Annotated in this window: 20 protein-coding genes and 1 riboswitch; of the genes, 6 read left to right on the top strand and 14 right to left on the bottom strand. The window is 68.6% G+C overall.

Annotated elements, in window-relative coordinates:
* Window positions 1–293: 293 nt before the first annotated feature.
* From rpsA to xseA, 6 genes are all read right to left on the bottom strand, one after another.
* Window positions 294–2,024, bottom strand: a complete 1,731-nt coding sequence (rpsA, locus tag ASF27_RS07240) for a 30S ribosomal protein S1 (protein WP_056169113.1) — start codon at window positions 2,022–2,024, stop codon at window positions 294–296.
* Window positions 2,025–2,303: 279 nt separating this feature from the next.
* Complete coding sequence (locus ASF27_RS07235) at window positions 2,304–2,912, bottom strand: hypothetical protein (RefSeq protein ID WP_244474247.1); 609 nt, start codon at window positions 2,910–2,912, stop codon at window positions 2,304–2,306.
* 149 nt (window positions 2,913–3,061) lie between these two features.
* Window positions 3,062–3,775: a DUF1013 domain-containing protein gene (locus ASF27_RS07230; protein WP_056169117.1), complete on the bottom strand. Its 714-nt coding sequence runs from the start codon at window positions 3,773–3,775 to the stop codon at window positions 3,062–3,064.
* A gap of 187 nt (window positions 3,776–3,962) precedes the next feature.
* Window positions 3,963–4,907, bottom strand: coding sequence for a ribose-phosphate pyrophosphokinase (locus tag ASF27_RS07225; RefSeq protein WP_056169120.1), 945 nt, complete (start codon window positions 4,905–4,907; stop codon window positions 3,963–3,965).
* A 161-nt stretch (window positions 4,908–5,068) separates the two neighbouring features.
* On the bottom strand, window positions 5,069–5,296 hold the full coding sequence (locus ASF27_RS07220; protein WP_056169122.1) for a DUF4170 domain-containing protein: 228 nt from the start codon (window positions 5,294–5,296) through the stop codon (window positions 5,069–5,071).
* Window positions 5,297–5,441: 145 nt separating this feature from the next.
* Window positions 5,442–7,085, bottom strand: a complete 1,644-nt coding sequence (xseA, locus tag ASF27_RS07215; protein WP_056358878.1) for an exodeoxyribonuclease VII large subunit — start codon at window positions 7,083–7,085, stop codon at window positions 5,442–5,444.
* Window positions 7,086–7,551: 466 nt separating this feature from the next.
* Here xseA and purD point away from each other — a divergent pair, with 466 nt between their 5' ends.
* Together purD and ASF27_RS07205 are read left to right on the top strand one after the other, a co-directional pair.
* Window positions 7,552–8,835, top strand: a complete 1,284-nt coding sequence (gene purD / locus ASF27_RS07210; RefSeq protein ID WP_056358875.1) for a phosphoribosylamine--glycine ligase — start codon at window positions 7,552–7,554, stop codon at window positions 8,833–8,835.
* 211 nt (window positions 8,836–9,046) lie between these two features.
* Complete coding sequence (locus ASF27_RS07205; protein ID WP_056358872.1) at window positions 9,047–9,949, top strand: polysaccharide deacetylase family protein; 903 nt, start codon at window positions 9,047–9,049, stop codon at window positions 9,947–9,949.
* A 123-nt stretch (window positions 9,950–10,072) separates the two neighbouring features.
* On the opposite strand, the gene ASF27_RS07200 is transcribed toward ASF27_RS07205, so the two are convergent.
* The 5 genes from ASF27_RS07200 to otsB form a co-directional block, all read right to left on the bottom strand.
* Window positions 10,073–10,945 carry a porin family protein gene (locus ASF27_RS07200; RefSeq protein WP_056358869.1) on the bottom strand — a complete coding sequence of 291 codons (873 nt, stop codon included), beginning with the start codon at window positions 10,943–10,945 and terminating at the stop codon, window positions 10,073–10,075.
* 256 nt (window positions 10,946–11,201) lie between these two features.
* Window positions 11,202–11,531, bottom strand: coding sequence for a hypothetical protein (locus ASF27_RS07195; protein ID WP_347379631.1), 330 nt, complete (start codon window positions 11,529–11,531; stop codon window positions 11,202–11,204).
* 182 nt (window positions 11,532–11,713) lie between these two features.
* Complete coding sequence (locus tag ASF27_RS07190; protein ID WP_056169137.1) at window positions 11,714–12,238, bottom strand: hypothetical protein; 525 nt, start codon at window positions 12,236–12,238, stop codon at window positions 11,714–11,716.
* Between the two features lie 8 nt (window positions 12,239–12,246).
* Complete coding sequence (locus ASF27_RS07185) at window positions 12,247–13,257, bottom strand: glucokinase (RefSeq protein WP_056304285.1); 1,011 nt, start codon at window positions 13,255–13,257, stop codon at window positions 12,247–12,249.
* A gap of 75 nt (window positions 13,258–13,332) precedes the next feature.
* Window positions 13,333–14,088 carry a trehalose-phosphatase gene (gene otsB, locus ASF27_RS07180; protein ID WP_056358916.1) on the bottom strand — a complete coding sequence of 252 codons (756 nt, stop codon included), beginning with the start codon at window positions 14,086–14,088 and terminating at the stop codon, window positions 13,333–13,335.
* 137 nt (window positions 14,089–14,225) lie between these two features.
* Between otsB and ASF27_RS07175 the strand changes: the two genes are divergently transcribed.
* Both ASF27_RS07175 and ASF27_RS07170 read left to right on the top strand, forming a co-directional pair.
* Window positions 14,226–14,720: a DUF427 domain-containing protein gene (locus ASF27_RS07175; RefSeq protein ID WP_056358865.1), complete on the top strand. Its 495-nt coding sequence runs from the start codon at window positions 14,226–14,228 to the stop codon at window positions 14,718–14,720.
* Between the two features lie 70 nt (window positions 14,721–14,790).
* On the top strand, window positions 14,791–16,017 hold the full coding sequence (locus ASF27_RS07170) for a serine hydrolase domain-containing protein (protein ID WP_056169146.1): 1,227 nt from the start codon (window positions 14,791–14,793) through the stop codon (window positions 16,015–16,017).
* A 91-nt stretch (window positions 16,018–16,108) separates the two neighbouring features.
* Here ASF27_RS07170 and ASF27_RS07165 read toward each other — a convergent pair whose 3' ends face one another.
* Window positions 16,109–16,708 (bottom strand): DUF2147 domain-containing protein, encoded by a 600-nt coding sequence (locus ASF27_RS07165; protein ID WP_056263765.1) that lies wholly within the window; start codon window positions 16,706–16,708, stop codon window positions 16,109–16,111.
* A 274-nt stretch (window positions 16,709–16,982) separates the two neighbouring features.
* A complete protein-coding gene (locus ASF27_RS07160; protein ID WP_056263763.1) occupies window positions 16,983–17,192 on the bottom strand; it encodes a hypothetical protein in 210 nt (69 codons plus the stop codon).
* A 189-nt stretch (window positions 17,193–17,381) separates the two neighbouring features.
* Window positions 17,382–17,598, top strand: a riboswitch (cobalamin riboswitch).
* 315 nt (window positions 17,599–17,913) lie between these two features.
* Between ASF27_RS07160 and ASF27_RS07155 the strand changes: the two genes are divergently transcribed.
* Together ASF27_RS07155 and ASF27_RS07150 are read left to right on the top strand one after the other, a co-directional pair.
* Window positions 17,914–20,091, top strand: coding sequence for a TonB-dependent siderophore receptor (locus tag ASF27_RS07155; protein ID WP_056358862.1), 2,178 nt, complete (start codon window positions 17,914–17,916; stop codon window positions 20,089–20,091).
* 27 nt (window positions 20,092–20,118) lie between these two features.
* On the top strand, window positions 20,119–21,534 hold the full coding sequence (locus tag ASF27_RS07150) for a peptidase (RefSeq protein ID WP_056358859.1): 1,416 nt from the start codon (window positions 20,119–20,121) through the stop codon (window positions 21,532–21,534).
* 6 nt (window positions 21,535–21,540) lie between these two features.
* On the opposite strand, the gene gyrB is transcribed toward ASF27_RS07150, so the two are convergent.
* Window positions 21,541–24,009 (bottom strand): DNA topoisomerase (ATP-hydrolyzing) subunit B, encoded by a 2,469-nt coding sequence (gyrB, locus tag ASF27_RS07145; RefSeq protein WP_056358856.1) that lies wholly within the window; start codon window positions 24,007–24,009, stop codon window positions 21,541–21,543.
* Window positions 24,010–24,161 lie beyond the last annotated feature (152 nt).

The raw sequence follows: 24,161 nt of genomic DNA, 5'->3' as shown, positions 1-24,161 counted from the left end.
CCGGATGGACTCAAGCCCTTGCCCCGCCTCGCATCCTCGGCGTGGGTGTTCTAGCCTTGCCCGCCACGGACCGGCAAGAGGGGGCGGGCGGCGGAAGCGGGCGGAATTCGCAAGTCCTCGCAGCCCGGACAAGTCATCTCCGGCAAGTCTTCGCGGTGCGGGATGCCAGTTCTCGCACGGATATCGCGCCGCCAGACGCAAAAACGCCCGCGCGAGGTTTGATCCCCGCACGGGCGTCTTCAGTTCAGGGCCCCGGGAGCCATCGTGGATCCCGGGGTGTCGCGCCGGGACGATTAATCCTGGGCGTCGTCCTTGTCGTCGCTGGTGCGGGCCTTCTTGAAGGCCGCGCCCAGGATCTCGCCCAGCGAGGCGCCGGAATCGGCGGAGCCGAACTGCGCCATCGCCTCCTTCTCCTCGGCCATTTCGAGGGCCTTGATGGAGAGCTGGACCCGGCGCGCCTTGCGGTCGAACTGGATCACGCGGGCGTCGAACTTCTCACCGGCGGCGAAGCGCTCGGGGCGCTGGTCGCCGCGGTCGCGGGCGAGCTCGGCCCGGCGGATGAAGGTGGTGAGGTCGGTGTCGACGATCTTCACGTCGACGCCCGAATCCTTCACTTCCGTCACTTCGCAGGTCACGATCTGACCCTTCTTCAGCTCACCGGCCTCCGTGAAGGGGTCGCCGCCGAGCTGCTTCACGCCCAGCGAGATGCGCTCCTTCTCGACATCGACGTCGAGAACCTGGGCGCGCAGCATGTCGCCCTTCTTGAACTCCTCGATGACCTGCTCGCCGGGACGGTTCCAGTCGAGATCCGACAGGTGGACCATGCCGTCGACATCGCCGTCGAGGCCGATGAACAGGCCGAACTCGGTCTTGTTCTTGACCTCGCCCTCGACCTCGGAGCCGACCGGATGCTGCTCGGCGAAGGCCTCCCAGGGGTTCTGGAGGGTCTGCTTGAGGCCGAGCGAGATGCGACGCTTGACCGGATCGACCTCGAGGATCTGCACTTCCACTTCCTGGGAGGTGGAGACGATCTTGCCCGGGTGGACGTTCTTCTTCGTCCAGGACATCTCGGAGACGTGGATCAGGCCCTCGATGCCCGGCTCCAACTCCACGAAGGCGCCGTAGTCGGTGATGTTGGTGACACGGCCCTTGAGCTTGGCGTCGACGGGGTAGCGCTGGGCGATGCCCTCCCACGGATCGGCGAGCAGCTGCTTGATGCCGAGCGAGATGCGGTGGGTCTCGTGGTTGATCTTGATGATCTTGACCTTGACCGTCTGGCCGATGGTCACGACCTCGGACGGATGGTTCACGCGGCGCCACGCCATGTCGGTGACGTGAAGCAGGCCGTCGATGCCGCCCAGATCCACGAACGCACCGTACTCGGTGATGTTCTTGACGACGCCGTCGATGACCTGGCCCTCTTCGAGGTTGGCCACGAGTTCGGAGCGCTGCTCGGCGCGGCTCTCCTCGAGGACGGTGCGGCGCGACACGACGATGTTGCCGCGGCGGCGATCCATCTTGAGGATCTGGAACGGCTGGGGCGTGCCGAGCAGGGGTGTGACGTCGCGCACGGGGCGGATGTCGACCTGGGAGCGCGGCAGGAACGCCACGGCGCCGTCGAGGTCGACGGTGTAGCCGCCCTTGACCTGGTTGAAGATCGCGCCGGTGACGCGCTCGTTGGCCTCGAAGGCCTTCTCGAGCTTGACCCAGCTCTCCTCGCGGCGCGCCTTGTCGCGCGAGATGACGGCCTCGCCCAGCGCGTTCTCGATGCGGTCGACGTAGACCTCGACCTCATCGCCGACGGCGAGATCGCCTTCGCGGCCGGGGCCGTTGAATTCCTTGAGGGCGACACGGCCTTCCGTCTTGGCGCCGATGTCGATGACGGCCACGTCCTTCTCGATCGCGACGACGCGACCCTTGACGACGGACCCTTCGGTGATCTCGTGCTCGAGGAAGCTCTCCTCGAGGAGAGCCGCGAAATCGTCGCGGCTCGGGTTACGCTGCAGGGCGTTACCAGCGGTCATTCTGTCTCCTGACAGGCCTCATCGGAGGCCGGCGTCGGCGGTTCGTGTGACGGGGCACCCTCGGCGATCGCCGCCCGCGATCCCCGGGGGACCGGACGGGCTCACCCCCCGGAAGGAGGGCCGACGCATTCTGAAACGATGGTCGAGGGCCATTCTCCAACGGGACGGAGCGACGCTAAACACGCCCACGCCTCGTCGATTCCAATCGGAGAACGGCGGTTCCATACCGGATCGCGCCGCTTTCGGCAATATGACGCGCGATGAGGTTCGGCGCGGCCATCACGCCGGAGGCCGGCCAGGGCGGCGCGTGTTGCGCAGCCAGACCGCCGAGGCAACGGCCAGGGGTTCGAGGGGCAGCACCACCGGTCCGTGTCGCTTGCCCAGCAATTCGATGCCGGTGAAACGGACTTCGCGAATGGCGAGCCAGACGCCGAACGGAAAGGTGGCATCGGTCCCTTCCAGCGGGCCGAAGCACTCCTCGAATGCAAGCGGATCCACCATGATCTGGTCGTAGCGTGACAGGTGATCCGCCATGGAGACTTTGGAACGGAACAGCACCCGGTCGCGGTGGAACGACGAGAAGCATGGCTCGAATTCGGTCAGCGTCACCCAGAGCTTGCCCCCGATGCGCAGATAGGGCGGGTTCGGGCCGGCATCGCCAAAATTCGCCGGGCTCCACCCGGCTTCGGCCATGAGAGATTCTGCGAGGGTCACGGGTTGGGAAGCCCAGAGGTCGGGCACCGATGAGGTCTGGCCAGACGACAGGGGCAAGTCCGTCAGGCCCACTGGATCGGCGACCGTTCCCATCTCATGTCCGGTACCCAACGCGATCATCGTGATCCCCGGAAAATGCTGCCTCAGCCAGCGAGGGTCGGCAATATTGCGCATTTTCTTGGATTTGGCGACCTGGGATCAGTCGCCATGTCTCGTTATCGTGCCGTTCGATGCCATCCTGAGGGCAACACCGAAGCCCGGACGAAAAAATCCGCACCGGAACTCCGGTGCGGATCGGGTTCGTCCATATCTGACGGCGAGAATCAGTCCTCGTCGTCATCCGTGTCGGTGTTGCGCATGCCCTTGAGCTTGGCGAACACGGAATCGGCGTTGAGCTTCTCGTCGCGCACGGAGCGGTGATGCTCGTCGGTCTCGGTGTAGTCCGTCGCCGTCGAGACTTCCGTCGGCAGCAGCGTGGCGCCACCGTCCGTCGGCAGCACGGCGGGCCGATCCTTGGCCGAACGCTGGACTTCGAAGTCGAGGTCGATCTGCGTGCACAGGCCTAGGGTCACCGGGTCCATGGGCTGGAGCGAGGCAGAGTTCCAGTGCGTGCGCTCGCGGATCTGCTGGATCGTCGACTTGGTGGTACCGACGAGTCGGATGACCTGCGCGTCCTTGAGCTCGGGGTGGTTGCGCAGGAGCCAGAGGATGGCGTTGGGGCGGTCCTGGCGGCGCGAGAGCGGGGTGTAGCGCGGACCCTTGGTGGTGCGCTTGACCTCGGGCAGCTTCACCTTCGAGACGGCGACCTTGAGCTTGTAGTTCGGCACCCGCTGGGCGCGCTCGATCTCGTCGCGGGTGAGCTGGCCCGTGGTAATCGGGTCGAGACCCTTGATGCCGGCCGCGACCTCGCCGTCGGCGATGCCCTTCACCTCGAGGGGGTGCAGCTTGCAGAATTCAGCGATCTGCTCGAAGGCCAGGGAGGTGTTCTCCACCAGCCACACGGCTGTGGCCTTCGGCATCAACGGGCCTTGGGTCATCGGGCAACTCCAACGGTTGGGGCGGGACGGGCGTCGGGGCGCCGCCGACGTGGCGCCGCTCGCTCCGGCCTGGGACTGGCCGGCAGCATCCCGTCTCAACGCTGCAATAGGGGAGTTGCGTCTATACAGGTTGCGGAGGGGGATGCGCAATTGCGATCGCGCGCATCCCGTCCCGCTCAGCACGGTATCAGGTGAACAGGCTGGACACGCTCGATTCCGTCGCGGTCCGGCCGATGGCCTCGCCCAGCAGCGGTGCGATGGTGGCGACCCGGATGTTGCGCGCGAGCTTGACCGCCTGCGTAGGCTGGATCGAATCGGTGATGACCAGCTCCTTCATCCGCGAGGCGGCGATGCGCGAGACCGCGCCGCCCGAGAGCACCCCGTGGGTGATGTAGGCCGAGACGTCCTTGGCACCGGCGTTGAGCAGGGCCTCGGCGGCGTTCACCAGGGTGCCGCCGGAATCGACGATGTCGTCGACGAGGATGCAGGATCGACCCTCGACCTCACCGATGATGTTCATCACCTCAGATTCGCCGGGGCGCTCGCGGCGCTTGTCGACGATGGCGAGCGTCGCGTCGATGCGCTTGGCGATGGCGCGGGCGCGCACCACGCCGCCGACGTCGGGCGAGACCACCATCCAGTCCTTGGGGTCGAGCCGCTCCTTGATGTCGCGCACCTTCACGGGGGCGGCGAACAGATTGTCGGTGGGGATGTCGAAGAAGCCCTGGATCTGGCCGGCATGCAGATCGAGGGTCATGACGCGGTCGGCACCGGCCTCGGTGATGAGGTTGGCGACGAGCTTGGCCGAGATCGGGGTCCTGCCCGAGGTGCGCCGGTCCTGGCGAGCATAGCCGAAATACGGGATCACCGCCGTGATGCGCCGGGCCGAGGAGCGCCGGGCCGCATCGATCATGATGAGCAGTTCCATCAGATGATCGTTGGCCGGAAACGACGTGGACTGGACGATGAAGACATCCTCGCCGCGGACGTTCTCCTGCAGTTCGACGAAGATTTCCATGTCGGCGAAGCGCCGGACCATGCATTTCGCCAGCGGCAGCTCGAGGTAGGCCGCGATGGCCTCGGCGAGCGGGCGGCTGGCATTGCCGGCGATGATCTTGATCGATGACGTCATGCCGGGGTCTTCATCTCGCGATCCTTCGCCCGCCGAGCCGTCCAACCAGGGTCACGAACCAAATCGTAGAAACCCGGAGCGGTTCGTCGGGCCGGTCCATACCAGCCGACGGGGGGGCGTCACAATGCCTTCACGCACTCTGCCCCTGCGCCCTGCACAGATCAGGGCTCGAGCAGCCGGTGCAGGTGCACGATGAAGTAGCGCGTCTCGGCGCTGTCGACCGTGGATTGCGCCTTGGCCTTCCAGGCGCTCTGGGCGGACGCATAGTCGGGATAGATGCCGACGATATCGAGGTCCTTCACGTCGCGAAAGTTCACGCCGTCGAGGCTTTCCAGTTGCCCACCGAAGACCAGGTGCAGTTTCTGGGCGCTGTCGATCGTGGTTGTCATCGCGGCTCCTTCGTATCGTGCGGCCTGCCTTGGGGGCTGGCTCAGGCATGCGCCGTGCCGCGGTTCGCAAACGCGGCCCCGTTCGTCAACCCACGGGCGGGCAGGCGTGCGCGGCACAGCCGGGGCCGTTCGCGAGGCCGAGCCTTCAGCCTTCGAACAGGGAGCCCTGGACGAGGGCCTTGGCCGCCGCTTTCCGTGGGGCGCGCTTGGGACGTGCCGGTGCCGGAACGCCCTCCCCGCCCGATGCGGCGGCGGTCGCGGCCCGCGCCGCCAGGGTGCCATCGGCGAATTCCAGGGTGAAGCGCTCGGCCGCCGACGCGGCCACGGTGCTGCGCAGGGCCGCGCCCGACCCGTCGCGAACCAGGGCGAAGCCGCGCGCCAGGACGGCGCGGTAGCTCAGAGAAGCGAGGAGGCTCGCCAGGGTCCCGAGGCGGTCGCGGCGGCGCTCCGTGAGTCGGCCGCCGGCCCGGTCGAGGCGGCCCTGGAGGGCATCGAGCCGGTCGCGGCGCCGTGCGCCCTCGGCATCGGCTCGGGCTAAAGTGGCGTCGCGCGCCACGACGAGACGGCGGCCGAGATAGGCCAGGGCTTCGCCCCTGTGGCGGGTGCCATGGCGGAGCGCCGCGCCCGGCCGGTCACCGATGCGGGCCAGACGTCCCCGTGCGGTGGCGAGCGCGAGGGTCGGCGGATGCCGTACGAAGCGCTCGACGAGGCGTGACACTCTCAAACGATGCACGCGGGCATTGCCGGCCAGCGCCGGCCCCAGACGGGCCTCGGCGAGGTCGAGGCGCTGGCGCTTGCCTGCCAGGAAGGTGTCGACCCCAGGCATCGCCCGGACGAGGGCGCGCAGATCGCTGCCCTCCCGGTCGAGCTTGCGCTCGACGGCCTCGCGCTGTCGCCGAGCGAGGTCGGTCACCTCGGCCATGAGGTCCGCGCGCACCGGCACCGCCATCTCGGCGGCTCCCGTGGGAGTCGGCGCCCGCCGGTCGGAGACGAAGTCGATGAGGGTGGTGTCGGTCTCGTGGCCCACCGCGGAGATCAGTGGGATGACCGAGTCCGCGGCGGCACGCACCACCACTTCCTCGTTGAAGGCCCACAGATCCTCGATGGAGCCGCCGCCGCGTGCCACGATGAGCACGTCGGGGCGTGGGATCGCCCCATCGGGGAGCAGCGCGTTGAAGCCCCGGATTGCGGTGGCGATCTCGTCGGCCGCCCCCTCCCCCTGCACCCGCACGGGCCAGACGAGGACTGGACGGGGGAAGCGGTCGGCGAGGCGGTGGAGGATATCGCGGATGACCGCCCCCGTGGGCGAAGTCACCACGCCGACGACGCGCGGCAGGTAGGGAATCGGCCGTTTGCGCTCGGCCGCGAACAGACCCTCGGCGGCGAGCACGCGCTTGCGCTCCTCCAGCAACGCCATCCAGGCGCCGATGCCCGCGGGCTCCAGGGTCTCGATGACGATCTGGTACGAGGATTTGCCCGGAAACGTCGTGATCCGCCCCGTGGCGACGACCTCCAACCCCTCCTGCGGCTTCTGGCGAAGGCGGGCGAACGTGCCCTTCCACACCACCGCATCGATGCGGGCGGTGCCATCCTTCAGCGAGAAATAGGCGTGGCCCGAGCCGTGCTGGCCGCGAAAGCCCGATATCTCACCTCGTAGGCGGACATGGCCGAAGGCGTCTTCCAAAGTCCGCTTCAGGGCCGAGGCAAGGTCGCCGACAGACCATTCGGGGACGTTCGAGACAGGCACGCCGGATCTCGGAACGGCGGAAGGCGGGGGAGGAACAGCCATGGCGGCGAACGCTAGTGTGGGGCGCCGTGCAGGTAAAGGGCGGCACCCTGAGGGCGTTCGAGCGTCAGGCCGCTCTGATGTCGACTATAGTAAGGTCGACTATAGTAAGATGGAGAGAAGCAGGGCGACGCAGGCGGTGGGGAAAGCGCCGACGGCCAAGGCCCAGTACCAGCTCGGTGCGCTGTGTGAGCGGCGATTGTCGTTGCACGCCCGCATCGGCATCCGCCCGCTGATCACATACCGCGCGGCATTGACGCCCTGGGATCTGGGCGAAGCCATCGAATAAGAGACGGATTTGCGACATCCTGGCATGATCCATCTAGAACTCGGGAACGGGCACCGGGTTCCCGATGTCCTGTCGAGAAGATCGGGTTGGGCGTGCGTTGGGGCTCCATCCCGTGCAAAGCCGCGCGGACTGTCCGAATCCGCCTTTTCAAGGGCGCTCTTTTGGGGAAGAGCTTGGCCCATGAAGATCCTCCTCATCGGCTCCGGGGGGCGCGAGCATGCCCTCGCCTACGCGCTGACCAAGAGCCCGCTCTGCGAGCGCCTGTTTTCCGCGCCGGGCAATCCCGGAACCGCGGCGTTTGGTCAGAATCGACCGGACCTCGACGTCGCCGACCACGCCGCCGTCCAGGCGTTCTGCGCGCAGAACACCATCGGCCTCGTGGTGATCGGACCCGAGGTGCCCCTCGTGGCCGGCCTCGTGGACGACCTCGCCGCGGCCGGCATCCGCGCGTTCGGTCCGACGAAGGCCGCCGCCCAACTCGAGGGCTCGAAGGGCTTCACCAAGGATCTGTGCGCCGCGTACGGCATTCCCACCGCTGCCTTCGCGCGCTTCACGAATCGTGATGCCGCCCTCGCCTACCTTGCCGAGCGCGGTGCGCCCATCGTGGTGAAGGCCGATGGCCTCGCCGCCGGCAAGGGCGTCGTGGTGGCCGAGACCCTCGATCAGGCCGAGGCCGCCGTGCGGGCCATGCTGACCGAGCCCGGCGCCGAAATCGTCATCGAGGAGTGCCTGTTCGGCGAGGAGGCAAGCTTCTTCGCCCTGTGCGACGGAACGCGCGCCGTCCCCATCGGTACGGCCCAGGACCACAAGCGGGTGTTCGACGGGGATCGCGGTCCCAACACCGGCGGCATGGGCGCGTACTCGCCCGCCACCATCCTCACCCCCGCCCTGGAACGGACGGTGATGGAGACCATCATCGCGCCGACCCTCGCCGGCATGCGCGCCCGTGGAACGCCGTTCACCGGCATCCTCTATGCCGGCCTCATGCTCACGGTCGATGGGCCGAAACTCATCGAGTACAACACCCGCTTCGGCGATCCCGAGGCGCAGGTGCTGATGCCGCGCCTCGCCGGAGACCTCCTCCCGGCCCTGATCGCGGCCTGCGACGGCAACGTGTCCGGCGTCGATCTCCCGTTCGACGAAAGTCGCGCGGCGCTGACCGTGGTGATGGCGGCGGCCGGTTATCCCGGCGCGGTGATGCGCGGCTCGGTGATCCGGGGGGTCGACGCGGCGGATGCGAGCGACGACGTCATCGTGTTCCAGGCCGGCACCCGCATCGAGAACGGGCAGCTGCTCGCCGATGGCGGACGCGTGCTCACCGTGACGGCCCTGGGGGCCAGTATGATGGAAGCCCAGGCCCGCGCTTACACGGCCATCGCCCGGATCGACTGGCCGGAAGGGTTCTGCCGCCGGGACATCGGCCGCCGCGCCGTGGCCCGCGAGGTCGCCGGCGGGGGGATCTGAAGCGCTGTCCTTCGTCCGTTTGAGGGCAACGCTCCAAATTCCCGTCGTTGTCGCGACTTTCGCCGAAGGCCGGTCTCAGCATTTCGGGGCGATGCTCTGGCGTTCGCCTCGCGGAGCGTAGCCATCCGGTTCGGGCCGGGGAGGCCAAAGGCTCGGCGGTGACCTATCTCGGGAGGCACGGAGCCCCGACCTCGAGCGCAAAGGCATCAGCATGGATACATCGGCAGGCCATGGCCGATACGGCTACAGCGCGCTGCCCGATCGGCCGGTCTACGACTGGCCGGGGGGCAAGCGCTTGGCCGTGTACGTCGCCCTCAACCTCGAAACCTTCGATTTCGGATCTGGGCTCGGCGCCGAGCTCGCGCCCGGAGGCCCCCAACCGGACGTGCTGAACTACGCTTGGCGCGATTGGGGCAACCGCATCGGCGCGTGGCGGATGAAGGCGATGCTCGACAGTCTCGCCCTGCCGGCGAGCGTGCTCGTCAACAGTCGGCTCTATGCGGATTGCCCGGGACTCATCGAAGCGTTCCGGGCCCGTGGCGACGAGATCGTCGGCCACGGCCGCACCAATGCCGAGCGTCAGGGCACCCTAGACGAGGCCGCCGAGCGGCGCCTCATCGCCGAGGCGACGGAGATCCTCGCCCGGCACGAGGGCGAGCCGCCGGCTGGTTGGCTCGGCCCCTGGATCTCGCAATCGCGGGTGACGCCGGATCTCCTGGCCGAGGCCGGGTACCGCTACCTTCTCGACTGGGCGCATGACGATCAGCCGGTGTGGTTCGCGACGCGCGGAGGGCGGCGCATCCTCTCGGTGCCTTATCCGCAGGAACTGAACGATATCCCGGCGATCGTCGCCCGTAAGGACACCGGCCGTCAGTTCGCGGAAGCCCTCGTCGATGGCTTCGACGAGATGCTGGTCCAGTCTCGGGATGCCCCCCTGGTCATGGGGATCGCATTGCATCCCTACATCGTCGGCCAACCACACCGCCTGAAGCCCTTGCGTGCGGCCCTGGAGCACATCGCGGCGCACCGGGACGCGGTCTGGCTCACCACCGCCGGTGCCATCGCCGACCATGTTTACGCGATGGCCGACGGGGCGCCCGCCGTGAACGAATAACGCGTTTCGCGACCCCCAAACAGCGACACCCCGAGGATTTCTCCTCGGGGTGTCGCCTCGACGAAAGCGGCCAGATGATCGGGGCTGGGGACGCTCAGGCCGAACCTGAAGGTCCCGCAGGTCCTAGTACGAGCCGAACTTGTAGTTCAGGCCGGCGCGGACGACGGCGAACTCGGTGCCGGAGTTGCGGCCGGCAAAGCCGGGCTGACGGTAGACGACGTTGTTGGTGTCGACGGCGTAGACGCCGGCGTTGCGGTTGTTCTGGTCGAGGTTGACGTACAGGCCTTCGACCTTGAACGTCACGGCCGAGGACTTGAAGAAGTTGAAGAACGAGTCGGTGGGGAGCGCGTACTCGATGCCACCGCCGGCGGCCCAGCCGGTGCGGAAGCTGTCGTTGCCGCGGAAGCCGCCGAAGGAGCGCTCCTCGCTGCCGGCGCCGTAGGCGAAGCCGCCGGTGCCGTACACGAGGGTGCGGTCGAAGGCGTAGCCGAGGCGGCCGCGGACGGTGCCGAAGTAGTCGAGGCTGGCGGTGCCGCGGGGATCGACGAAGGTGACGCCGGCGACGGGGGCGAAGCCGGGGGTCAGGACGAAGTTGTTCCGGCTACGGCCGAAGTCGACGTACTGGGCGTCGGCTTCGATACCGACGACCACGCCCGAGCCCGGGGTGAACTGGTAGTTGTAGCCGATCTGACCACCGCCGGTGAAACCTTCGTTCGAACGGTCGGAGTAGGCGACCTGCGACGGGCCACCGGCGCCGGCGAGACCAGCGGCGCCGCCGCGGACCAGGTTCGGGAACACGTTGTTGTAGACGTTGGTGTCGCGGTTCGAGGCGTCGAAGCCGTAGCCGGCGTTGAAACCGGCGTAGAAGCCCGTCCAGGTGAACACCGGCACCGGCACGAACACCGGCGGAGCCGCGCGGCGCGGAAGGTCAGCGGCCGAGGCAGCGCCCACGAGGAGGGCGGCGGCGGTGCTGGCGAGGAAGAGCGTCTTGAACATTGTGTGACTGCCAGAAAAGCTGAGGCGCACTCTCGGTGCGGCGTGACCTGGGCTTAGCAAGGCTTGGCACGACGCTTCTAGTGTATTTCGGCAACACCGAGATTAGATCGCATCATCAATGGAAAAGATCAGTCCTTTACTTTGTGTTTACATTAGTTGTTTGAGTGGAGGCGATAACGCAGGGTTTGCCATTCGGTTCCGCGATAGGGTCGCTTTTTTAGGATTTGCCCGAATGGCCCGGGTGATCGCGTGAGCCTCAGTGCGGCGCGAACACCGTGATGTTGCTGTTGAGCTGATAGGCGGGGGCGGGCGGCGTGTTGACGAACCGCAGGCGGATAGGACTTTCGCCGAGGATCGCCCCGAAGGCCGGTGTGACGGAGATCGGAAGGCACCGTGACAGGGCGCCGGTCGCAGCGTCCTCGTAGCGTTTGCGGGCTTCCCCGTCGCCGTTCAGCCGCCGGGCGGTGACGAGGGGCGGCCCTCGCAGGGCGCCCGTCTTGTCGAGGCCGAAGCGGAACGCGATCAACGATCCCTCCGTCCCCGGCGGCACCGACCAGCACGCGGCCAGAGCGGTGCGAAGATCCATCCAGTTGTTGATGGGTGACGGACCCTGGGCCAGGGCGGCTGCGCACAAGACGGTGGACACGCCTCCGAGAAGCGCCGCGCTGAAGGGGCGTCCGCTCGCCCGTGATCGTGTCCGTCCGGTGCGCATGCCCCGCATCTTAGGCGAGCGTTTACGCCTGTGTAAAATCGCCTTGGGTTCTTCGCTCAGTGTTCCCGCTCGGGCGGCGCCAGGTCGCCGGGAATCCGGCGCGGGTCGCCGTAGAGGTCGTCGAGCGCCCCGAGGACGGCCTTGGTCCAGCGTCCGGTCCCGTCGTCGCCGGGATGCCCGCCGGCATAGGCCTCGATCCAGAAGTCGATCTCCTCGTCGCCGAGGTGGATCGTCCGGATTCGCTGGCGGAGGCGAAGCAGATCGGTGCGTGCGCGCAATTCGACCTCGTCCTCGCGCAGGTCGTCGCGGGCCTCCCGCACGGAGATCAGCTGGGTCGCGGAGGACAGGGTGGTACGGTCGAACGCCAGGACGGCACCCTGCCGAACATCGCGGGCGGTGAGCCCCGCCGCACCGTCGTCCCGGCGGTCCTGCATCGCCTGGGCGACGAGGCCTGCCACGGTGCGATCCCGGAAGAAGCGCAGGCTCGGCCGGTCGCCGTCTCCTGTCGGGGCCACGGACAGCCGGTCGAGGATCCAGGCCTCGACCAGATCGGGCACGACGATGGGGTGATGCAGCTGCATCCCTAGGCTCAGTCCGCCGTCCAGGTCTGACCGTGATACACGAACACGTCCGGCCGGCTCGCCAGGGCGGCGAGGCCCGAAAGGGCCGGGTCGTGGAGGGCGATCACGCTGGTGGGAATCGCCTCCATCTGCGCCACGAAGGGCGGCTTGTGCTCGAAGGCGGCGCGGAAGCCACCCTGGTGCAGCACATCGATGATCCGGGGGGCGATGCCGCCGCCGATGTAGACCCCGCCGGTGGCGAGGAACGTCAGGGCGAGGTCGCCGCAGACCCGGCCGAGCAGCTTGGCGAAGAGCGCGAGGGCGGCCGCCGCATCCGGGTCCGTGCCGCCGAGTCCTGCCTCGGTGACCGCGGCGGGATCGAGCCTGGGGCCGTCCTCTCCAGTGCGCAGACGATGCAGACCGGCGTGCAGGCGCGACAGGCCTGGCCCGGAGAGCAACGCCTCGACGGTGATCCGTCCCTCGATCCGCTCCAGGTGCGGCCACAGGGCGTGCTCCTCGGCGTCGCTCGGGCCGAAATCCACGTGCCCGCTCTCCGTCGAGACGATGGCGAGGCGATCCCCCACGGGCAGCAGGGCCGCCGCGCCGAAACCCGTGCCGGGGCCGAGGACGAGGCGGGCGCCCTGATCACCCTTGATCCCACCCTCGCGATGGGGACCCACCGGGGTCAACTCGCCGGGACTGATCTCGGCCGCGCCCGCCGCCACCGGCACGTAGTCGTTGACGATCACCGCCCGCGACAGGCCGAAATCCCGGCCGATCCGCGCGCCTTCGATCACCCAATGGGCGTTGGTAAGCTGTACCGCCGGGCCATCGACGCGCGCGGCGACGGCCAGGATGGCCGAGCGCGGCGGCGGACCGCCACCTTCGGCGAGCGCCGCCCGGATCGCGGCGCTCGGGTCTGGATGGCCGGCCGTCTCGACATGGGCGAGAAGGCGCGGCTGTGCACCGGACTTCGGCACCACGGCGAAGCGGGCGTTGGTGCCGCCGATATCGCCGACGAGGACCGGAAATTCGAACATGCGCGCTCCTTTTCGAAAAAGGCCGGGTTCTCAGGTGTGGCTGACGCGGGTGTGGCCGTTCTGGGCGCGGCCGGGTCAGGCCGGCGGCAGGGCGTCGGGATCGATGGGGGCCCCGTCGGCCCAGGCGTAGAGCAGCCGGCGCACGTCCTCCGGGGTGGCGAGGCGCCGTGTGGCGATGGTTTCGGCCGCGCCGATGCGGACGCTGACGCCCCCGCTCGCGTTGACCACCGCGAAGGCCTTCTCGTCGGTGAGGTCGTCGCCGAGGAAGATCGCCCGGCGGCCGGCATAGGGCGGGGCTTGCGCGAATACCCGGATGGCCTGGCCCTTGGTAGCCGAGGCGGGCACGATCTCGCCTACCGCCTTGCCAAGCTGGAGCCGGTAGGCGGCACCCAGGGCATCGGCGGTGATCTTGACCGCCGCTTCCGCGAGCGCCGCGTCGGCCGGACTGGCGAGGCGCCAATGCACCGCCACCGACGCGCCCTTGTCTTCGATCAGAACGGCATCGAGCCCGGCGACGGCCGCGGTCAGGCCGGCGATGCGGGCACGCAGTTCCGGATGGTTCTCGGCGCCTCCCCCGCTCACAACGCCGTCGACCCGCCGCTCGACCCCATGCAGGCCGGCGATATCGAACCGGGCCGGCGCCAGGAAATCGTCGATCACCCCGATGGGCCGACCGGTGACGACGGCGAGCGCGCCGCCGAGGCGGGTGCGCAGCCGCTCCAGGGCGCCCGGCAGGGCCGGATCGACCCGGACCAGCTCGGGCCGGGGGGCGATTTCCACGAGGGTCCCGTCGAAGTCGAGGTAGAGGGCGAAGTCGGTCGGCTCGGTCACGCTCTCGGTCACGCTTCGCGTCCCTCCATCCAAGACCGGCCTGCGCTAGCATGACGCGCGCCAGTGGAAAACGGGGCGCGGCCCACGCCGTGCCCTAACTCACGCATCCGTATCCCGACGCCAGGAGCCCGCTGCGCATGTGGCCGACACCGATTCACCCCGGTCCCTACGAGGAGAGCGTCTGGGATTACCCGCGGCCGCCCCGCCTGGAGCGCGTCGCCCGGCGCTTGCGGGTGGTGTTCTCGGGCGAGACCATCGCCAGCACGGTGGCGGGCTGGCGCGTCCTCGAGACCAGCCATCCGCCGACCTACTACATCCCGCCCGCCGACGTGGCCCCGGGCGTGCTCGGCCCGCCGCGCCGGGCCGGCCTCTGCGAGTGGAAGGGCCGCGCCGTGCTCCACGACGTCTCGGCCGGCGGGCGCCGCGCCGAGGGGGCGGCCTGGGCCTATCCCGATCCCACGCCGGATTTTCGCGCCATCGCCGGATACCTCGCCTTCTATGCCGGACCGATGGACGGCTGCTTCGTCGGCGATGTCCGCGCCACGCCGCAGCCCGGCGGGTTCTACGGCGGTTGGATCACGCCGGGCCTCGTCGGCCCGTTCAAGGGCGGTCCCGGCTCCATGGGTTGGTAGGGCCATGGCGCCGGGGTTGCGTCCCCGCCAGGCCCGGCTACATGCCGTCACGGTGTGATGGAGCGATGGCATGCACGGTGAGATCGACGTCGAGGCACGGGCGGTGGGGCTGTGCCCGGATCGCCTGGGGCGGATCGACGGCTGGATGGAGCGGCTGGTGGCAGACGGGAAGCTCGCCGGCCTCTCGGTGATGGTGGCGCGGGCGGGCAAGACCGCGTATTTCCGCACCCACGGTCTCGCCGACATCGCCCGGGAGAAGCCGTTCGCCCCCGACACCATCGCGCGCATCTATTCGATGACGAAGCCGCTCACCTCGGTGGCGGTGATGATGCTCTACGAAGAGGGGCGCTTCCAGCTCGACGATCCCATCACCCGTTTCCTGCCGGAATTCTCCGACATGCGGGTGCTCACTGGCGGCAACCGGGTGAAGTTCGACAGCGAGCCGGCGCAGCGCGCCATCACCATCCGCGACCTCCTCACCCATACCTCCGGCCTGACCTACGGCTTCATGGAGGCCACCCTTGTCGATGGCCTCTACCGCCAGAACGGCGTCGATTTCGGCGAGGCGCAGACTGATAGCCTCGCCACCGTGGTGGAGCGCCTTGCCCGCCAGCCCCTGCTGGCCCAGCCCGGGGCCGAGTGGAACTACAGCGTCGCCACGGACGTCCTCGGTTACCTCGTCGCGGTCGTGTCCGGCCAGGACTTCGCGGAGTTCATGCGGGAGCGCGTCCTGGCGCCGCTCGGCATGCTCGACACGGATTTCTTCGTTCCACCCGACAAGGTCGAGCGGTTCGCGGCGAATTACAGTCTGTTTCGCGAACGCAGCCTGAAGCTCTACGACGATTGCGTCGGGAGCCGGTTCGCGCGTCCGCCGGTGGTGGCCTCCGGCGGCGGCGGCCTCGTCTCCACGGCGGGGGACTACATGCGCTTCTGCCGCTTCCTCCTGGCGCGCGGAGAACTCGACGGCGTGCGGCTGCTGGGGCGCAAGACCGTCGATCTCATGCTCACGAACCACCTCGACGGCGATCTGGCCGCCATGGGCCAGCCGCGCTTCTCCGAGACGGCCTATACGGGCATCGGTTTCGGGCTCGGCTTCTCAGTGATGCTCGATCCGGCCCGTGCGCAGATCGTCGGAACGCCCGGCGAGGCCGCCTGGGGCGGGCTCGCCAGCACTGCATTCTGGGTCGACCCGGCCGAGGATCTCGCGGTGGTGCTCCTCGCCCAGCTCATCCCGTCCTCGGCCCTGCCGATCCGCCGGGAGTTGCGGGTACTGACCTACGCCGCCCTGGTGGACTGATCCAAAGCTACAAAAAGCCGGCTCCGCTGGGCGAAGCCGGCTCGAAATTTTCCCGATGAATCCTGCGGCTCGATGCGGGCGACGCGCGATCCTACTCCGCCGCGGGGGCGGCGGGTGCGGTTCCGGGAGCGGCCGGCTTCGCGCCCGGCTTCGGGGCCGCGGGCTTGGGCGCCCATTCGGCGTCGGAACGCGGGCCGCCGGGCTGGTTCGTCGCCGCGGTGAGCTGGCCCGGAACCACGTCGTTGACCTTGCTCCAGGTCTGCGATCCGCACAGGAACCCGAGCATGCAGCCCCGCACGGACAATTCGGTGGGCTGATCGGCCCACATGGTCACGTCGTAGAACTTGCCCTCGTCGGCGTTGTAGATCTTCCCGGCGTAACGGGCGTCGGCATCCGGCTTCAGACCCATGATGAGCTGGTGCCCCAGCGACGGGCGTGCCTGCTTCTTGGTGTCGGGATTCTTGAAGTCGACGCGGGGCTGGCCCTTGTCGTTCAACGGCACCTTCAGCCAGACGACGTAGCCGCACAGGTTGGTGTTCTGCGGACCGCATTTCTCGACGCGGATTCGCGCGCGGCCATCCTCGGTGAGGTAGGTCCCGGTCGCGTCGTTGGGCGTGGCGGCCAGGGCGGACCCGGGCAGCGCGGCCAGGGTCAGGCCGGCCAGAGCGGCGAGGGTCGATCGGTCGATCATCTGTTGGACATCCTCAAACTTCGAAAACCTGCCGGGCGGCGCCATCAGCCGTGTCGTGTCGGCCCGCCGGAGCCGCGCCGGACGACCGTCACCGGGCCACACGCGGTCGTCGCCCCGTGCGGTGATGCCCCGCCTTCGGACGCGAAGGTGACCGGATCATGACCACGACGCCCTTCCATTGCCGGAATCCGGCTCCCAGGTCGTCGGTCCGGGCCCGAACGCAAAAAGCCGGCGCTTTCGCGCCAGCTCTTGGGGCTTCGTGATGGGGGCGCGCTTATTCGGCAGCGGTCATCTCGGCCGTGAAGTGACCGCACCAATCCTTGGACGCCACCACCGGCCAAAGGCCCGGGGACTTCGGCTCCGGCTGGCTCACGGGCGGATTGAAGCGGCACAGGCCCGCATCGCCGGCTGCCGCGCCGCCGTTGAGCTTGTGATCGTCGAAGAAGCGGCAGCTCTCGCAGGCGATGCTGTGGTTGCTGGTCATCGTGTCTCTCCCGGTCGGATGGGCAGTCGCTCCACCCGTGCCGTTCTTAATTAGAATAACTCCAATCAAGCGTCAACGTCGTTTTCGGTGCTTGGTCGTCGTCGGTCCGTTGGTGTGCCTGGAATTCCGCTTTGCCGCTGGATCGACCGTCACGATCCGCGCTTCGGCTTGACGGGGTGATCGGCGAAGTCCTAGCGTAACCGTGACGGTTCCTCTCCGGAGGATCAAAAGGGAACGCGGTGAGGGCTTTGCCCCGATGCCGCGGCTGCCCCCGCAACTGTAAGCGGCGAGCCCATCATCAACACGTCACTGGGTCTTCCGGATCTGCCAAGATCCCGGCCTGGGAAGACGATGAGAGGGCGGTGACCCGCGAGCCAGGAGACCTGCCGTCAGTCGTGGTCACACGCGAAACGCATCGGGCGGGGTGTCCTGATGGGTGTCGGGGCGTTCGCATGCCGCGAACGGATCGGCCTCGTTCGCGGTGACGTGCCACACCGCGCCCCGTGCGCGCCCGCCGTTTCCGCATGCGCCCGCCCGAACCACTGCCTTCATTGCCTATCGATCGTGATCGCGTACCGCACCCGTGCGGCCGTCGAGCTCATGCGTCGTCGCACGAAAGGGCTTGGCCAGGACTGAACGATTGTAACACTATAACATTCGTTTTAGGCGTGGTGGAAGCGTCGTCGCGTACGTCGCGCGCCCTCGGACAATTCGCATCGCCATGCTGTTTCCACGTTCCTGCCTCGCGCATCATCCCGGTCCCGGTCCCGGGATCGTCGGAGGATGTCTTCTCCTTGTCCTCGCTCCCCTCGCGGCCTCGGCGCAGGAGCCGGCCGTCACCCTCGACACCCTGTCGGTGGCCGGTTCCGGCGTCGCGCCCGCCGGGCTCAACCTGCGCACGGTGGATCGCGGCGCCAGCCGCCTCGGTCTGACGCCCCTGGAGACGCCGGCCAGCGTCGACGTGATCGCGGGCGAGACCGCGCGCCGGCGTGGCCAGAACACCGTCGCGGAGGCCGTGACAGAGAACGCCACCGGCATCACCACCGTGGCGGCCCCCGGCAACGGCAATGGGGCCTTCACGGCGCGCGGATTCGCCGGCCCGAACTCGATCCAGCAGCTCTACGACGGCACGCGCCTCTACGTGGGCGCCGGCACCGTCACCTTCCCGTTCGACACCTGGAACGTCGAGCGCATCGAGGTCCTGCGCGGCCCGGCCTCGGTACTCTACGGCGACGGGGCCATCGGCGGCGTCGTCAACGTGGTGACGAAGAAGCCGGTGTTCACGCCCATCATCGAGGCCCGCGCGGCCCTGGGCTCGGACGGTCTCGCCCGCCTCGCCCTCGATTCCGGCGGCCCCATCGGTGAGGCCCTGGCCTACCGCTTCAACATCAGCGGCAACCGGTCCGGCGGCTGGATGCAGCCCGACGGAGATTTTCGCAACCTCGCGGTCTCCGGCGCGCTGATCTTGCAGGCGGCCCCCGACCTCGCCTTCACACTCAGCCACGACCTCGGCTACCAGGAGCCCGCCCGCTACTGGGGTACGCCGCTGGTCAACGGGCGGATCCTCGATTCCATCCGGTTCAACAACTACAACGTCCGCGACGCCAAGATTTTTTGGACGGACAACTGGACCCAGCTCAGGACCGAGTGGAGCCCGAGCGCCGACATCACCGTGCGCAACACCGCCTACCGGCTCCAGAGCCGGCGCCAGTGGCTCGACGTCGAGCAATACGCCTTCAACCGAGGCACCGGCTTGATCGACCGTTCGAGTTACACCGAAATCTACCACCAGCAGGAGCAGGTCGGGAACCGCCTCGACGCGACGGTCCGGGGCACCCTGTTCGGGTTCCGCAACGAATTTCTGGCCGGGTTCGACGTCAATCACATCGCCTTCCGGCACACTAACAACTTCCAGTCCGAGGGCGGCGGTCTCACCACGAGCGTCGATCCGTTCGCCTACGATCCCGGCCTGTTCCCGGCCAACGGCCGCGCCTCGCCCGCCTATGCCACGTCGACCAACCAGGCCTCGGTCTTCGCCGAGAACCGCCTGATCCTGTCGGATCAGCTCTCGCTGCTGACGGGCGTGCGCTTCGACGCCCCGACCCTGAACCGCCGGAACCTCGTCTCCGGCGCCACCTTCCAGCGCGACTTCCAGGCCCTGAGCTACCGCTTCGGTGCCGTCTACGCCCCGACGCCCGACCTCTCCCTCTACGCCCAATACGCCACCGCCACCGATCCGGTGGGGAGCCTCATCACCCTGTCGCAGAGTCTGGCGAACTTCCGCCTCTCCACCGGCCAGCAGGTCGAGGTCGGCGCCAAGGGCATCGCCTTCGGGGGGCTGGCCGAGTGGACGCTCGCCGGCTACCGCATCGTCAAGGACAACCTCGTCTCCACCGTGCCGGGCCAGCCCACCGTCTCGACCCAGGTCGGCCGGCAATCCTCGCAGGGCGTCGAGGCGGCCGTGTCCCTTCACCTGTTCGACGCCTGGCGGGTGGATGCCAACGTCGCCCTCCTCCACGCCCAGTACGACGATTTCAATCAGGCGGTGGCTGGTGCGGTGGTGTCCTATGCCGGTCGTCAGCCCATCGACGTGCCGGAGCGCGTCGCCAACCTCTGGGTGAACTGGGCCTTCGCCCCGGCCTGGGAGGCGCGCATCGGCGTGCAGTATGTCGGCGAGACCTTCAGCGATTTCGGCAACATGGCCCGGCGCCCGGACTACGCCCTGCTCAATGCCGGGCTCGACTATCAGGTCGGGCCGGCCTCGCGCCTGTCGGTGCGGGCCTACAACCTCGCCGACACGGTCTACGCCATCAGCGGCAACGCCGTGAACGGGGTCGGCACAAACTGGCTCCTCGGCCGGCCACGCTCGTTCGAGGTCGCCTACAGCGTCAGCTTCTGACGCGCCGTGCGCCGCCTCCCGAAACCAATGAAGCGGTGGCTGATCCTCGGCCACCGCTGGCTCGGCATCGCCACGGGGATGTTCCTCGCCACCTGGGTCCTATCGGGCCTGGTGATGATGTACGTCCCCTTCCCCAACCTGACGGAGGCGGCGCGGCTCGCCGGCCTGCCCCCCATCGCCTGGGATCGGGTGCGGCTCGGCCCCGACGCGGCGCTGAAGCCCCTCGGCCTGACGCGCCTGCCCCTCGCCCTGTCGCTCGGCATGCGCGGCGATGCGCCGGTCTACCGGACCATCCTCCCGACGGGCGAACTCGGGACGGTCTCGGCCGAGACCGGCGCGGTGCTGGGACCCTTGTCGGGGGTGGAAGCGCTGGCCCTCGTTCGGGCCCGGGGTGGGACCGGTCCGAACCCCAGCGTGACGACGATCCAGCGCGACCAGTGGACCGTGACGGCGCGCTACGATCCGTTCCGCCCGTTCCACGTCGTCGCCCACGACGATTCCGCCGGCACCGAGCGCTACGTCTCGCAGGTCACCGGCGCCGTCGTTTTAGAGACGACGCGGTTTGCGCGCGGCTGGAACTGGCTCGGGTCGATCCCGCACTGGATCTACCTCACGCCCCTGCGCGCCCGGGCCGAGCTGTGGCGCGACGTGGTGCTGTGGATCTCCGGCATCGCCGTGGCCGGTGTCCTGAGCGGCCTCGTCCTCGGGGTCTGGCGCCTGCGCCTGCGCCGGCCCTACGCTATGGGAGTCTCGCCCTATCGCGGCGTTATGCGTTGGCACCACCTGTTCGGGATCGTCGGCGGCGTGGCGCTCCTCGGCTGGGTCGCGAGCGGTTGGCTGTCGATGAACCCGAACCGCTGGTTTTCCGGGCCGAGCCCAACACCCGCCATGCGGAGCGCCGTCATGGGAGAAGCGCCCCTCCCCGGCCTCGACGCCCTGCGCACCGTCGCCGTGTCCGGTCCCGTCGAGATTCGGTTCACCGGCATCGCCGGACAGGTCCACGCGGTCGCCACCAATGCGGACGGGCGACGCCGGGTCGAACCGCCTGTGGCGCCGCAATCCTTGAGCACGGCGGCGGCGCGCATCCTGCCGGGCGCGCAGGTCGTCGCGGCCGAGACCCTGACGGCCTACGACGCCTATTGGTACCCGCACCACGAGACACGGGTGCTGCCGGTGTTGCGCGTCCGGTTCGACGATCCGGCGGAGACCTCGGCCTATCTCGACCCGGAAACGGGCGAGATCCTGATGCGTCTCGACCGAAGCGGCCGGGCCAACCGCTGGCTGTTCTCCGCCCCCCACCGCTTCGATTTCGCGATCCTGACGCGCCACCGCCCGGCCTGGGACCTCGTCCTGTGGACCCTGAACGGGCTCGGCGCCGGCATCGCTCTCACGGGGATCGTCCTCGGCTGGCGGCGTCTGCGCCGCCCCGCGCCGTCTCGATGACGCGCCTCACACGTCGAGGTTGGCGACGCTGAGCGCGTTGTCCTGGATGAACTCGCGGCGGGGCTCGACCACGTCGCCCATGAGCTTCACGAACAGGTCGTCGGCGTCCTGGGTGTCCTTGACCTTCACTTGGAGGAGCGAGCGCACGTCGCGGTCGAGGGTGGTCTCCCAGAGCTGCTGGGCGGTCATCTCGCCCAGACCCTTGTAGCGCTGGAGCTGGAGACCCTTGCGGCCGAACGCCATCACCGCCTCGAACAGGCCGACGGGGCCGTGCAGGGTCGTCTCGTCGCCCTTGCGGGCGTAGGTGACGGGCTCGTGGTAGATCTCGCGCAGGGCCTCGGCCCGGTCGGCGAGCCGCGTCGCCTCCTGCGAGGCGATGAGCCCGGCATCAAGGGTCGCGACCTGACGCACCCCGCGCAAGGTCCGGCTCATGACGTAGCCGCCCTCGCTGACGGAGCCTACCCAGCCCTGCTCGATGTCGTCGGCGATCCGGTCGAGGCGTCGGGCCACCCGGTCGGCCAGAACCTCGGCCTCCGCCGCGTTCTCGTCGACATTGACCCGGAAGGCGCCGGCGATCATCGCCTGCTCGACCACGGCGCGGTCGTAGCGGGTGTGGAGCGCCTGCATCAGGCCGCGGAACTGGCGCGCCTCCTCGACGAGGGCCTTCAGTTGCTGTCCGCCGAACTCGGTGCCGGAGGCCAGGCGCAGCACCGCCCCGTCGACGCCCGCGTCGATGAGGTAGTCCTCGAGCGCGCGCTCGTCCTTGAGGTAGATTTCCCGCTTGCCCTTCGAGGCTTTGTAGAGGGGCGGCTGGGCGATGTAGAGGTGCCCGCGCTCGATCACCTCCGGCATCTGCCGGTAGAAGAACGTCAGCAGCAGGGTGCGGATGTGCGAGCCGTCGACATCCGCGTCGGTCATGATGATGATGCGGTGGTAGCGCAGCTTCTCCGGGTTGAAGCCCTCGCGGTCCGTGGACGAGCGGCCGATGCCGGCGCCGAGCGCCGTGATCAACGTGCCGATCTGGTCCGACGACAGCATCCGGTCGGCGCGCACCCGCTCGACGTTGAGGATCTTTCCGCGCAAGGGGAGAACCGCCTGGAAGGTGCGGTCGCGACCCTGCTTGGCCGAACCGCCGGCGGAATCGCCCTCCACCAGGAGGATCTCGCACTTCGACGGGTCGCGCTCCTGGCAATCGGCGAGCTTGCCCGGCAGGGAGGCGATGTCGAGGACGCCCTTGCGCGTCACCGTCTCGCGGGCCTTGCGCGCCGCCTCGCGGGCCGAGGCCGCCAGGATCACCTTGCCCATGACGGATTTCGCCTGGGCGGGGTTCTCCTCGAGCCAGTTGGACAGGCCCTCGTTGAGGACGTTCTCCACCGCTGGCCGTACGGCTGCCGTGACGAGCTTGTCCTTCGTCTGCGAGGAGAAACTCGGTTCCGGCACCTGCACGGAGATCACGGCCGTGAGGCCCTCGCGGCAATCCTCGCCCGTGAGCGTCACCTTCTCGCGCTTGGCGATGCCCGACGATTCCGCGTAGCCCGTCACCTGGCGGGTCAGCGCGGCGCGGAAGCCCGCCATGTGGGTGCCGCCCTCGCGCTGGGGGATGTTGTTGGTGAACGGCAGCACGGTCTCGTTGAACGAGTCGTTCCACCAGAACGCCACCTCGACGCGGATCCCGTCGCGTTCGGACCGCACCATGATGGGCTTGGCCATCCCGTCGATGGGTTTGCGCGAGCGGTCGAGGTAGCGCACGAACGCCTCGACGCCGCCCTCGTAGTACAGCTCCTCGCGCTTGTGCTCGGCATGGCGTGCGTCGGTGAGGACGATCCGCACGCCGGAATTGAGGAAGGCGAGCTCGCGCAGGCGCTTCTCCAGGGTGGCGTAGTCGAACTCGATGCTCGTGAAGGTCTCGGTGGATGCGAGGAACGACACCTCGGTGCCGCGCCGCCCGTTGCCGTCGCCGACCACCACCAGCGGCGACACTGCGTCGCCGTGGCGGAACTCCATGGCGTGTTCCTTGCCATTGCGCCAGATGCGCAGGCGCAGCCATTGCGACAGGGCGTTGACCACGGAGACGCCGACGCCGTGAAGGCCGCCGGAGACCTTGTAGGAGTTCTGGTCGAACTTACCGCCCGCATGGAGCTGGGTCATGATGACCTCGGCCGCCGAGATCCCCTCCTCCTTGTGGATGTCGGTGGGGATGCCGCGGCCGTTGTCCGAGACGGTCACCGAGCCGTCGGCGTTGAGCGTGACGGAGACGAGGTCCGCGTGGCCCGCGAGCGCCTCGTCGATGGCGTTGTCCACCACCTCGTAGACCATGTGGTGCAGGCCCGAGCCGTCGTCGGTGTTGCCGATATACATGCCCGGTCGCTTGCGCACGGCATCGAGGCCCTTGAGGACCCGGATGGATTCCGCGCCGTAGGCCGCGGCCGCGCTGTTGTGGGTGGCGTCTGAGCTGTTGTGAGTCGTGTCGGACATGAAGTTCCTCGGGCAGGCGGGTCCGGGCGTGATCCTTCGTGCCCCGGCGCGAGCCCCGGACACGCCTGCAATGCGTCAACGGCCTTTATAAGCCTTCCGCCTTGAAAAAGCATTGCTTTCGCTGTGCGTGGCGGGGGCTGACGGGTGCCCCG

The sequence above is a fragment of the Methylobacterium sp. Leaf102 genome (assembly GCF_001422425.1).
Classification (GTDB): Bacteria; Pseudomonadota; Alphaproteobacteria; order Rhizobiales; family Beijerinckiaceae; genus Methylobacterium.
This window is presented reverse-complemented; position numbering and strand designations above follow the sequence as displayed.